This is a genomic window from Uliginosibacterium sp. H1, assembly GCF_036017065.1.
In the GTDB taxonomy this organism is placed as follows: Bacteria; Pseudomonadota; Gammaproteobacteria; order Burkholderiales; family Rhodocyclaceae; genus Uliginosibacterium.
In genome coordinates, this window is the sequence record NZ_JAYXHR010000001.1 from 1,019,321 (window position 1) to 1,032,110 (window position 12,790).

General features: G+C 64.6%; 9 protein-coding genes. 5 read left to right on the forward strand and 4 right to left on the reverse strand.

Annotated elements, in window-relative coordinates:
* The 4 genes from VVD47_RS04625 (at position 1) to VVD47_RS04640 (ending at position 5,458) form a co-directional block, all read left to right on the forward strand.
* A complete protein-coding gene (locus VVD47_RS04625; protein WP_327602229.1) occupies positions 1-1,371 on the forward strand; it encodes a sigma 54-interacting transcriptional regulator in 1,371 nt (456 codons plus the stop codon).
* A 233-nt stretch (positions 1,372-1,604) separates the two neighbouring features.
* Positions 1,605-1,883 (forward strand): hypothetical protein, encoded by a 279-nt coding sequence (locus VVD47_RS04630; protein ID WP_327602230.1) that lies wholly within the window; start codon positions 1,605-1,607, stop codon positions 1,881-1,883.
* A gap of 270 nt (positions 1,884-2,153) precedes the next feature.
* The gene (locus tag VVD47_RS04635; RefSeq protein WP_327603183.1) at positions 2,154-4,250 is read left to right on the forward strand and encodes a YgiQ family radical SAM protein; all 2,097 of its coding nucleotides are present in this window, start codon (positions 2,154-2,156) and stop codon (positions 4,248-4,250) included.
* An 86-nt stretch (positions 4,251-4,336) separates the two neighbouring features.
* Positions 4,337-5,458: a S41 family peptidase gene (locus tag VVD47_RS04640; RefSeq protein WP_327602231.1), complete on the forward strand. Its 1,122-nt coding sequence runs from the start codon at positions 4,337-4,339 to the stop codon at positions 5,456-5,458.
* 124 nt (positions 5,459-5,582) lie between these two features.
* Here VVD47_RS04640 and alaC read toward each other — a convergent pair whose 3' ends face one another.
* Positions 5,583-6,806: an alanine transaminase gene (gene alaC, locus VVD47_RS04645; RefSeq protein ID WP_327602232.1), complete on the reverse strand. Its 1,224-nt coding sequence runs from the start codon at positions 6,804-6,806 to the stop codon at positions 5,583-5,585.
* Between the two features lie 110 nt (positions 6,807-6,916).
* Positions 6,917-7,711: a CAP domain-containing protein gene (locus tag VVD47_RS04650; RefSeq protein ID WP_327602233.1), complete on the reverse strand. Its 795-nt coding sequence runs from the start codon at positions 7,709-7,711 to the stop codon at positions 6,917-6,919.
* 388 nt (positions 7,712-8,099) lie between these two features.
* Here VVD47_RS04650 and pgi point away from each other — a divergent pair, with 388 nt between their 5' ends.
* On the forward strand, positions 8,100-9,740 hold the full coding sequence (gene pgi, locus VVD47_RS04655; protein WP_327602234.1) for a glucose-6-phosphate isomerase: 1,641 nt from the start codon (positions 8,100-8,102) through the stop codon (positions 9,738-9,740).
* Between the two features lie 74 nt (positions 9,741-9,814).
* On the opposite strand, the gene VVD47_RS04660 is transcribed toward pgi, so the two are convergent.
* The gene (locus VVD47_RS04660) at positions 9,815-11,536 is read right to left on the reverse strand and encodes a pectate lyase family protein (protein ID WP_327602235.1); all 1,722 of its coding nucleotides are present in this window, start codon (positions 11,534-11,536) and stop codon (positions 9,815-9,817) included.
* Between the two features lie 304 nt (positions 11,537-11,840).
* Positions 11,841-12,665 carry a pantoate--beta-alanine ligase gene (gene panC, locus VVD47_RS04665; protein ID WP_327603184.1) on the reverse strand — a complete coding sequence of 275 codons (825 nt, stop codon included), beginning with the start codon at positions 12,663-12,665 and terminating at the stop codon, positions 11,841-11,843.
* Positions 12,666-12,790 lie beyond the last annotated feature (125 nt).

Consider the following 12,790-nt stretch of genomic DNA (forward strand, 5'->3'; position numbering starts at 1 on the left):
ATGAATCCACGCATCCTCCTGGTCGACGACGATCCAGACCTGCTCCGTCTCCTGTCCATCCGCCTGAAGGCCACCGGTTTCGAAGTCATCCCCGCCGACAACGGCGAAGCCGCACTCGCCACCCTTGCCGCCCACCGACCGGACGTGGTGGTGACCGACCTGCGCATGCCGGGCCTGGACGGCATGGCCCTCTTCGATGCCCTGCGCCAGTCCCACCCTACGCTGCCGGTCATCGTGCTGACGGCCAACGGCAGCATTCCCGACGCGGTGGACGCCGTGCGCCGCGGCGTCTTCGGCTACCTCACCAAGCCTTACGACGCGGCCGAACTGATCGAGCAGATCCGCCGCGCGGTGGATCTCTCCGGCAGCGAGAAGCAAGGCAGCCGCTCCAACGAAAGCGAAAGCTGGCGCGCCGACATCATCACGCGCAGCCCGCCGATGGAGGATTTCCTGCAGCAGGCGAAGCTGGTCGCGGCCAGCGAAGTCAGCGTCTTCATCACCGGCCCCAGTGGTGCCGGCAAGGAACTCGCCGCCCGTGCCATCCACAAGGCCAGCGCACGCGCCAACGGCCCCTTCGTCGCCATCAACTGCGGCGCGATTCCCGAACCGCTGCTGGAATCCGAGCTGTTCGGCCACGTGAAGGGCGCCTTCACCGGCGCGCACCGCGACCATGAAGGCCTGTTTCAGTCAGCCCGCGGCGGTACGCTCTTCCTCGACGAAATCGGCGACATGCCGCTGCCGCTGCAGGTCAAGCTGCTGCGCGTGCTGGAGGAGCGCGAGGTGCGCCCGGTCGGCGCCACACGCAGCGTGCCGGTGGATGTGCGTGTCATTTCGGCGACACACCGCAACCTTGAGGAGGCCCGTGACGAAGGCCGCTTCCGCGAGGACCTTTACTACCGCCTCAACGTGGTGTCCCTCACCCTTCCGCCGCTGTCCGAACGGCGTGAGGACATCCCGCTGCTGACCCGGCACTTCCTGCAGCGTCTCGCCGGCCGCTACCAGCGCGACGTGAACAACATCGCGCCCGATGCCATGGCCTTGCTGGTCTCCGCGCCCTGGCCGGGCAATGTGCGCCAGTTGCACAACGTGGTGGAACAGGTGGTGGCGTTGTCCACCACGCCCGTGATTCCGGCCAGCCTGGTACAGCGCGCCCTGCAGGGCGACTATCCGGCCATCGAGTCATTCGAGGAAGCACGCCGCCGCTTCGAGCGTGACTACGTCATCCGCCTGCTGCGCATGACCGAGGGCAACGTCACCCAGGCCGCCCGGCTCGCCAAGCGCAACCGCACGGAGTTCTACCGCCTGCTTGCCCGCCACAACCTGGAAGCGGCGGCGTTCAAGCTCGGTCGCGAATCGGTCCAGAGCGCGTAGGGACTGTCCTTGGCCGTGTCGGCGCGTTCCCTCAGCCCGACACGGCAAATACCTGTTGGCAAAAGGAATTCCCGCCAGGGCCACGGCGGATGTCGCATTCTGGCGACAACCTCATGTTGCGGGAAAATCTCAAGCTGTTGATTTTTAACGACTAAGCTTCCTGGCACGGGATCTGCAAAGGATGGGGGAGTCTGGCCTGGCAAGCCAGCCTTCCAACCACAGAGGAGATACCGATGAAGTCCAGTATCCACCCCCGCGTGTTGCAAGCCTTTCTGGCCGCCTCCGCTTTCAGCCTCGGCCTGGCTCACGCAGCCGACCCCCAACCCACGCCACCGGCCGGCAGCGAACTGCGTTTCGTGGCGTTCGACCTCAACCGTGACGGCTACATCGATGGCAAGGAAGCCACCGGCTTTCCGGAAGTCAGTCGCCTGCTGAGCAGTGGCGACGCCAACAGCGACGGCAGGCTCTCAGAAAAGGAATTCGTCGGCGCGCTCCGCCAATCGGCGCGCTGACACTGTCCCCCGGCTGCTTCGGCAGCCTGGCGCGGTCGGGATTGTCCTCCCTTGACCGACCGCGCCACCTCTTTTCCCCCCACACCCTCCCGCTTTCCTCGCCTCATCGACGGGGGCTGAGTTATCGTCCCAGAGCCTTCCGCCACGGATTCGGGCTGGCCGTTCCCGTACAATCGGCCCGCCATGGAAGTTGCCGCCGCACCCCCACCCGTCTCGCTGACCGCCTACCCGCGCCACCGTCCCGACCTGAAACCCGCGCCCATCCTGCCGATGAGCCGGGCCGAGATGGACAGGCTGGGCTGGGATGCCTGCGACATCATCATCGTGACGGGCGACGCCTACATCGACCATCCCAGCTTCGGCATGGCGCTGGTGGGTCGCGCGCTGGAGGCCCAGGGCTTCCGCGTCGGCATCATCAGCCAACCGGACTGGCAATCCGCGGCGCCTTTCCGCGAGCTGGGACAGCCGCGCCTGTTCTTCGGCATCACCGCCGGCAACATGGACTCGCTGATCAACCGCTACACGGCGGACCGCAAGATCCGCAGCGACGATGCCTACACCGCGGGTGGCGAGGCCGGCAAGCGGCCGGACCGCGCCGTCACCGTGTATGCGCAGCGCGCCCGCGAGGCCTTTCCGCAAGCCAACATCATCATCGGCAGCATCGAGGCCAGCCTGCGCCGCATCGCGCACTACGACTACTGGTCGGACAAGGTGCGCCGTTCCGTGCTGCCGGACTCCAAGGCCGATCTGCTGATCTTCGGCAACGCCGAGCGCGCCATCGTCGACCTCGCCCACCGCCTCGCTGCCGGCGAACCCATCGAGCATATCCGCGACCTGCGCGGCACCGCCTTCATGGTGAAGCGCGGCTGGTTGCCGGGCGAGGACTGGACCGAGGCCGACTCGGTGACGGTGGATCGCCCGGGCCGCATCGACCCGCATCCCGACCCCTACGCGATGGAGCCGCAGGACACGGCCAATGCGCCGAACGCCGACGGCTCGCAGCCGGTGCGCATCATGCCGGCCGCGCAGCGCGTGGCCACCCGCAAGGCACAGCGCGCCAGGACCGTCGTGCGCCTGCCTTCCTACGAGACCGTGGCGACGGACCCGGTGATGTACGCGCATGCCTCGCGCACCTTCCACCTGGAGTCCAACCCCGGCAACGCCCGCGCGCTGGTGCAGGCGCATGGCGAGCGTGACGTGTGGCTCAACCCGCCGCCGATTCCGCTGTCCACCGAGGAAATGGACTGGGTGTTCGACGCGCCCTACGCCCGCATGCCGCACCCGTCCTACGGCGACGCGCGCATCCCGGCCTGGGAGATGATCCGCTTCTCGGTGAACATCATGCGCGGCTGCTTCGGCGGCTGCACCTTCTGCTCCATCACCGAGCACGAAGGCCGCATCATCCAGAGCCGCTCGCACGAATCGATCATCAAGGAGATCGAGGACATCCGCGACAAGGTGCCGGAATTCAAGGGGCATATCAGCGACCTGGGCGGCCCCACCGCCAACATGTACCGCATGGCCTGCAAGGACCCGAAGATCGAGGAGTCCTGTCGCCGCCTGTCCTGCGTGTATCCCGGCATCTGCGAGAACCTGAACACCGACCACAGCTCGCTGATCGAGCTGTACCGCAAGGCCCGCGCCATTCCCGGCGTCAAGAAGATCACCGTCGGCTCCGGCCTGCGTTACGACCTGGCCGCAACATCGCCCGAGTACGTGAAGGAACTGGTCACCCACCACGTGTCCGGCCTGCTGAAGATCGCGCCGGAACACACCGAGGACGCCCCGCTGTCGAAGATGATGAAGCCGGGCATCGGCAGCTTCGACAAGTTCAAGCGCCTGTTCGACAAGTACTCGCGCGAAGCCGGCAAGAAGCAGCACCTGGTGCCCTACTTCATCGCCGCCCACCCCGGCACACGCGACGAGGACATGCTCAACCTCGCCCTGTGGCTGAAGCGCAACGACTTCCGCCCGGACCAGGTACAGACCTTCACGCCGACGCCACTGGCCATGGCCACCGCCATGTATCACTCGCGCAAGAACCCGCTGCGCAAGGTCACCACCGAGTCAGAGGGCGTCGACACCCCGCGCAGCGGCCGCCAGCGCAAACTGCACAAAGCCTTCCTGCGTTACCACGATCCGGACAACTGGCCGCTGCTGCGCGAGGCGCTGCGCGAGATGGGGCGCGAGGACCTGATCGGCAACAAGCCGGAGCATCTGGTGCCGCGTGAGGGTGGCTTCGCGGGACGTGGCGCACATGCCGGACAACGTGCCACCGGCGCGCGTCCAGGCACGGCACCGGGTGTACGCCCCGGCACACGACCAGCCATCGCGCCACGCCGGCCGAGCCCTTCGCGCAAGCGCTGACCTTCCGGGCAATCCATCGGTGCGGGCAGTGAACGGCGGTAGCAGCCCGCTATAGTCGCGCCTCCGTTCTCCACAGGCTTTCACGTATGCCTTCTGCATTCAGCCGGGCAAGGAAGATCATCCTCGCCTGTGGCGTTCTTGCGTCCGTCACCGCACATGCACAGACCGACGAAGCACTCTGCGAGAAAGACCTCGCTTACCTGCCGGATTTCCTGTTGCGGAATGATGCGGGGGTGCTGACGCTGGACTCGGCCCGCCAACGCGCAGCTGTCGAAAGTGCCATCAAGGCAGCCCGCTCTCGCAGCGTGGAGATATCGGACCGGGACTCCTGCCTAGAGCTCCTGAACGTCTTCCTGAAGACCTATCGCAGGGGACATCTGTGGATCCAGGACAGCCAGAGGTCCAAGGCGGCTACGCCCTCAAGTCCCGGCACAGCATCTGACAACAAACCGGACCCGCAGATACCGACGTTCAGACTGCTATCTGCGCACACGGCCTTGCTCGTGGTGCCGTCCTTCTACATCCAGTACCGTGAGCCGCTCATTGGATTGCTTAAGAAGCACGCCGAGGACATCTCTACGCGCCGGAACCTCCTGATCGACGTACGCCTCAATGGCGGCGGGTCGGATGCGACCTACTACGCACTGATGCCGCGGATCGTCGCCAACGCTGCAACCAATATCGGCGTGGAGTTCCTGGCCACCGAAGACAACGCAAAAGGTATCGAATACTGGATCCGGCAACAGAAGAGTGAGCCATTGCAGGACGCTGTCAGGCGCATACAAAACGCGATGCGAGCGCATCCCGCTGGTTCATTCGTTCGCGTTCCGGGCATAGGAGAGTCGGGACAAACCAGTCAGCCTGAGGCTGTGACGCACCCCGCACGCATTGGCATCCTGATTGGCCAGCGATGTGGCAGCAGCTGCGAGCAGTTCCTGCTTGAAGCGCGTCAGAGCTACAAGACCAAGCTGTTCGGTCGCAATACGGCGGGCGCGCTCGACTACTCCAATATGGCCGAGCACGGATTGCCGTCCGGACAGCGAACCTTGTTCTATGCGACCTCCCGCTCGGCAAGACTGCCACTCTTTCCTGTCGATGCATCGGGCATCCAGCCCGACCAGTTCTTCCCCGCGCCCGCAAATGCGGAAGAATATGAAGCGGAGATCGCGAAGGTGCAGGCGATCCTGGAAGCGATGCCCGGACACTGATAACGGAAGCATCTGGCGTAGGTTGGAAAAGCAAAGCGCCTTCCGACACCCATTCTCACGCCACAGCTTCTACGCTCAAGCTCGAACGACAAGGGCGCGCCTCAGTCGCGCCCTTGCATCCTGCTCAGCTCTTCGCCACCGCCAACCCGTCTGCCCTGAACATCGCCTTGATCCCGCGTACGGCCTGCCGGATGCGTGACTCGTTCTCGATCAGTGCAAACCGCACGTGATCGTCGCCGTGGTCGCCGAAGCCGACACCCGGTGACACTGAAACCTTTGCGCGCGCCAGCAACTGCTTGGCGAACTCCAGCGAACCCAGCGCGCGGTAGTGCTCGGGGATCTGCGCCCAGACGTACATCGACGCCTTCGGCAGCTCCACGTCCCAGCCGGCTTCGCGCAGGCCTTTCACCAGCACGTCGCGGCGGCTGCGGTATTGCTCGGCGATGTCGCGCACGCATTGCTGGTCACCTTCCAGTGCGGCGATGGCGGCGATCTGCAGCGGCGTGAAGGTGCCGTAGTCGTGGTAGCTCTTCATGCGTGCCAGCGCGGCAACGAGGTCGGGGTTGCCGACCATGAAGCCGATGCGCCAGCCGGCCATGTTGTAGCTCTTGGACAGGGTGAAGAACTCCACCGCGATGTCCTTGGCGCCGGGCACCTGCATGATGGAAGGCGCCTTCCAGCCATCGAAGACGATGTCGGCGTAGGCGAGGTCATGCACGACCAGGATGTCGTGCTTGCGCGCCAGCGCGATGACGCGCTCGAAGAAATCCAGCTCCACGCATTGTGCGGTGGGATTCGACGGAAATCCCAGCACCATCATCTTCGGCTTGGGGTAGCTGCCGCGGATGGCCTTCTCCAGTTCCTCGAAGAAGTTCACCCCGGGCACCAGCGGCACCGAGCGGATGTCGGCGCCGGCGATGACCGCGCCGTAGATGTGGATCGGATAGCTCGGGTCCGGCACCAGCACCGTGTCACCGCGGTCCAGGGTGGCGAGCATCAGGTGCGCCAGGCCTTCTTTGGAGCCGATGGTGACGATGGCCTCACTGTCCGATTCGATCTCCACGGCGTAGCGGTCCGCGTACCAGCGCGAGATGGCGCGGCGCAGGCGCGGGATGCCGCGTGACGCCGAGTAGCCGTGCGTGTCGCCGCGCTGCGCGGCTTCGGTGAGTTTGGCGACGATGTGCGCCGGCGTGGCCCCGTCGGGGTTGCCCATGCTCATGTCGATGATGTCTTCGCCACGGCGGCGGGCGGCAAGCTTCAGCTCGGCCGTGATGTTGAAGACGTAGGGAGGGAGACGATCGATGCGCGCAAAGCGGCGCTTGCCCACCGGGGAGGAGGCAGAAGACATGCGGAGTTCCTTTACGTGAGCGCCCGGAACCGTCCGAGCGACGTGGGCGGCGCTGTCTCGCCACCCGGGTCAATCCTAACGCAAAGGGACGCGCGGCACAGCCATCGTCGTCACTGCAGGCGGAAGCTGTAGTGGTAGGTCCGGGGGCTGCTGTTGACGATGACGTTGGTGATCGCCACGTTGTAGTCGACGTTGTTCTGCAGCCCCGCCACCTTCCACTGCAGGTTGTTCGCAAGGCCGTAGCCGTTGTAGTCCGCGGACTGTTCGCTGATGCCCAGCGTGCCGCCCGGGCCGCTGACCGTGACGGTCGCCGTCGCGTAACTCACCTGGCTGCCGCCGTTGGCACCCGCGCTGGTCTTGCTGGCGATGGCGCTGAAGGACAGGAACCAGCTCTTGCCGAATTCGCTCGCCGAGTAGTTTCCCTGCGGATAGGCCACGTAGTCATTGGTCATGGCGCTGACGTTGCCACGTCCGTTGCCGATCACCTTCAGCACCGACGAGGAATAGACGCTGCTGGTGCCATTGGGTACACCGTCGACGCGGCCGTAGGTGGTCTTGCCCAGGAAGGGGTCGAGCATCCAGCGGCGATGCCCCAGCGAGGGCACGTCGTCGTCGATCAGGAAACCCACCAGGCTGCTGGTGCTGGCGAGGCCATCGTAGTTTGTCCCGCTGGACTTCCAGCCGAGGTGCAGGTTGCCGGTGCTCGCCAGGTTGTAGGCATTGGTCGAATAGCACAGGCCGCTGGCGGAAGGCGTATGCGTCAGCAGGCGATTGGCGACCATGTACAGCGCCGCTTCGGCTGCAGCCACGTCGTGTGCAGCCTCGTAGGTCACCGCCAGCAGTCCGTGACGGGCACGGATTTCGTTCAGCTTGCCCAGCACGGCCTGCCGCTCGCTGTCCTTCAATTCTCCGGGGTCGCAGCTTGCGATGTTCGCTCGGCGATTGAACGGCCCGTCGGCAGCACCACCGCCTGAGGTCGATCCGGAAGATGAAAACGTCGAAGAGGACGACTGCGTCGCCTGCCCGCCAGCGCCATCGCCGCCCCCACCTCCACAAGCTGCAAGACAGATGAGCAACGAAGCAGACAGGAGCGAACGATGAGGGAACATGGCGCGGACTTCCTAGGGAACAAAACAGCGGCGGGAACGACAGAGATTGTGAGGGCTGGCGCGGGCCCCTGGCCCGGGGCGCCGTCAGTCCGCGATGAACGTAGCGACGCCCGCGCGGGCGCCTGCCCAAGCAGCCTCTCATCGGCGATACTTGTGACTCCCTCCCTAGCCTGCCATCAAGAACATGAGCCCGACACGACACGCAAGTTGGCAACAACTACGCGCGCTGGCTGATACCTGGCGCAAGAAACACCTCCGACAAGTCTTCGAGCACGACCCCGGTCGCGCGGCCAGCATGACGGCGGCTGCCTCGGGAATCCATCTCGACTACTCCAAGAACAGCCTGGACAGCGAAGTGCTGGCCCTGCTGATCGAGCTGGCCAGGGATTGCGACCTGGCGGGCCAGCGCGAAGCGATGTTCAGCGGACAGCGCTACAACCTGACCGAGGGCCGGGCGGTACTGCATACCGCCTTGCGCCAGCAGGTCGACACGCCGGTAAAGCTCGATGGCGAGGACGTCATTCCCGGCGTGCGTGAAGTCCGTGCGCGGTGCTACGACTTCGCCGAACGCGTGCGCAGCGGCGCCTGGCGCGGCCACACCGGCCAGACGATTACCGACGTGGTGAACATCGGCATCGGCGGCTCGGACCTCGGCCCGTTGATGGTCTGCGAAGCGCTCTCGCCACTCGCCGACGGCCCGCGGGTGCACTTCGTTTCCAACGTGGACGGCACCCACCTGTCACAGACGCTGCGCCGCCTCGACGCGTCCCGCACGCTGTTCGTCGTGGCGTCGAAGACCTTCACCACCATCGAAACGCTGTCCAATGCGCGCAGCGCGCGGGCCTGGCTGGTGGAGGCGCTGGGCAGCGAGACTGCCGTCGCACGTCATTTCGTGGCGGTGTCGACCAATCGCGAGAAGGTCACCGCCTTCGGCATCGATGCCGAGAACATGTTCGGCTTCTGGGACTGGGTGGGCGGCCGCTATTCGCTGTGGTCGGCCATCGGCCTGCCCATCATGCTGTCGCTGGGGGGTGCGCGCTTCGACGAGTTGTTGGCCGGCGCCGCCGAGATGGACGAACACTTCCGCGCCGCGCCGGCGGAGCGCAACCTGCCGGTGCTGCTGGGCCTGATCGGCATCTGGTACGTGAACTTCCAGGGCTACGGCTCCCACCTGCTGGCGCCGTACAACAACACCCTGCGCCGCCTGCCCGCCTGGCTGCAGCAACTCGACATGGAGTCCAACGGCAAATCGGTGCACCGCGACGGTAGCGCGACCGACCACGCCACCGGCCCGATCGTGTGGGGCGAGCCCGGCATCAACGGGCAGCACGCCTATTTCCAGTTGCTGCACCAGGGCAGCCAGATCGTCCCGGTGGACTTCATCCTCGCGCTGGCGCAGCGCGGCCAGATCGACAGTCACCTGCCGACCCTGGTGGCGAACTGTCTGGCACAAAGCGCGGCGATGATGCGTGGCAAGACCGCCGACGAGGTGCGCGCCGAGCTCACTGCGCGCGGCATGGCGGCTGCCGACGTCGAGACCGCCATCCCGCATCGCGTATTCCCGGGCAACCGCCCCAGCAACACCCTGCTGATCGACAACCTGTCGCCACATCGCCTGGGTGCCTTGCTGGCACTGTATGAGCACAAAGTGTTCGTACAGGCTGCCGTGTGGAACATCAACGCCTTCGACCAGTGGGGAGTGGAGTTGGGCAAGCAGCTGGCCAGCGACATCGAGAACAGGCTGAAGGGTGCCGATGGCAAGCCATACGACGCCTCGACGGAGGCCTTGATCGCCCTGGCTGCCGCCGGCATAGGCCGACACTGACGCCCTCTGCACGCCAATGAAAAAGCCCGGCCGAAGCCGGGCTTTTTTTGCTACTGACTCGCTGCTTGAATTGCTTACAGCTTGCCAGCTCCCGCATTGTTCATCACCTTCGCCTTGACCGCGCTGGCGGCGTCCGGCGTGTAGGTGTAGTTGGTCACGGGCGTCCAGAAGGTGCTGGTGTTTTCCAGCGCCGGCTTGGACATGCTTGCTGCCATCGTGTTGGCGGATGCGAACAGGTTGGTCGCCGCGCCGTTCAGCAGGGTGCCGGCATCGTAGAAGTAGGTCTTCTGCAGATAGTCCAGCTTGGCGGTATCGCCTGCACCACTCGGCGAAGCCTTGTGCCAGGTGTAGAACGTCACCGTGTCATCCACCACAGCCGGGTTGCCGGCCGGCGGATTGGCAATGTCGAACACGTTGTTCTCGGAATAGATCTTCGCGAGATACCCGATGCCGATGCCATACAGGTGGCGGTTGGTCGGCACGGGAGTGTTATCGACCGGTGCATAGGCACCCAGGTAACCGATCTGACCACTGTAGTAGTTGTTGTAGACGTGCACCTTGCCGAGACGCACGCGCGGCAGACGCTGCCCGGCGTTCTCGTAGTAGTTGTGGTGCAGGGTCACCGACAGCGCACCCCAGCCATTGGCAACGCTCACCGTGTCCGAGCTACCGATCAGGTGAGTCTTGTCGTGGTTCTTGATGTGGTTGTACGACAGGGTCACGAAGTCGGACTTGTTGGTGACATCGATTGCGCCGTCGTGATGCTGGACGAAGTAGTCGATGCCCACATGCGGCGCTTCGAACGGCGACGGGAAGGTGTGATCTTCGCGGTTGCCATCATTGAAGGTGCAGTGGTCGATCCAGACACGCTTGCCACCGTTCAGGGTGATCAGGTCGTAGTTGGAGTTCCAGCGACCGCCAGGGCACTTCTGCGGACCGGTGTTGGCGTCCACGTAGGCCACCTGGCAACCGGCCTGGGCAGGCGTGGTCAGCGAGAAGGAGTCCGTCGGCGACCATACCGGGAAGTAGTCGAACGCATCTTCGAAGGTGATGTTGCGGATCACGACGTTGTCGGCGCCGTCACCCAGCGACAGTTGGCCACGGATGATCTTGGCATCCGCCCCGATGCCGAGCAGCGAAGTATTGGCGCCGACCGGAATCTTGACGATCTTGCCCTGGTTGGTCGAGGCTGCGGCACGTGCCGTTTCCTGGGCACCGCTCACGGCCTTCGGACGGTTGTTCGGCGTGTCCCAATTTGCCGGATCGGCGTTCCACACGCTCGGCTTGTAGGCTGCGACGTAGGCGTTGAAGTCGTAGCTGGACGCGGCCACGCTGGCGGCCTTGTAGTGGGCCTCCGTCAGCTCCATCAGCGCCTTGTTCATCGACAGGTTGATGGTGCCCTTGATGTAGATGATCTTCTTGGTGGTATCCAGCGTGCCGCTGAAACTGCCGTCGTCGTTGATGGTGGCAGCGCCGCCATACAGCGCCTGGATCAACTCGTTGCGGTTGGTCACCGTGTAGGTATGAGCAGCGTCAGCGCCGTCCCCACCCGTCACCTTGTCGGTCTGGCTGTTGGCCCAGCCGTCCGCACCCAGCGAGCTCGGCAGGACCACACCTGCACCGCTGGACGAACTCGAGGAACTGGAAGAGCTGGAGCTGCTGCCGGCGCCAGAACTAGAGCTGGAGCTGCTGGAAGTGGAACCGCCGCTTGCCGGGGGGGTGTCGTCGCTGCCGCCGCAGGCGGCCAGACCCATGGTGGCCAGCAAAACTGCCAAGCCAGTCATTCGGATGGACATCAGGAATCTCCTCCTTTGATAAAACAGAAGAAGCCTGACAAATTCTTGTACTTAGTTCAGATATTTGTCTTTTGGCTTCCAAGGATTGCAGCAAACACGCCTCAGACAGCCTGAAACTGAAAGACAACCGTTTACCGCAGGCCTGATTATAAGTCCACAAAACAAACGAAATTGACTAGGGGCAAGTATGTATTACAACTATCGCGATAAGCTGGTAAATGTGGCGAAGGGTTTCACCTGAGTAAGTCCATCAGTACCGGAATCCCTCCCCCAACGGACGACAGGCGCGCGCATTTTGCGTGCGTCATACCTCCAGATTGTCGATGAGCCGCGTATTGCCCAGCCGCGCCGCGGCCAGCACGACCATCGGATCGCCGACCTGAGCGGGCTGCAGATCCGACCGGCGTCGGATCGCAACGTAGTCCGGCTGCCAGCCATGCGCTGACAGCGCTCCGACAGCCCCCTGCTCCAGCGCAGCAAAATCACTTCGACCTGCGCGCAGGGCTTCCACTACCTTACCCAGCTCCTCGGCAAGCCGCGGCGCCTCAGCGCGCTCCATCGGCGACAGGTAGCCGTTGCGCGAAGACAGCGCGAGGCCGTCGTCGGCGCGCACGGTGTCGCAGCCGACGATCTCGATCGGGAAATCCAGCTCCCGCACCATGTTGCGGATGACCATCAGCTGCTGGTAGTCCTTCTTGCCGAACAGGGCCACCTGCGGCTGCACGATGTTGAAGAGCTTGGCCACCACGGTCGCCACACCGCGGAAATGGCCGTGTCGCGATGCGCCCTCCAGGATGCCTTCGTGCGCATCCGCCGGATAAACCTGGTACTGCTGCGGCACCGGATACAGCTCGGTTTCGTCCGGCGCAAACAGGTGGGCCACGCCTGCCGCCTCCAGCAGGGAGCAATCCTGCGCGAAGGTGCGCGGGTACTTGTCGAAATCCTCGCGGGGCCCGAACTGCAGACGGTTGACGAAGATGCTGGCGACCACCACGTCGCCCAGGGACCGGGCCTGCTGCATCAGGCTGATGTGCCCGGCATGCAGGTTGCCCATGGTCGGCGCGAAGGCTACCCGGCCTGCGCCGCCAAGCGCGGCGCGCAGGCTGGCAATGGTGTTGTGGACGATCATGGACATGGCCTCCGGAAATTTGCGGGGCGAGCATGCCCCAAGTGCCCATCGCGCGCAAATGCCGACTCTGCGCAAACCCTTACTCCACGTGGCCGCAGTCTGACCTGATAATCCGCTCAGCCCCG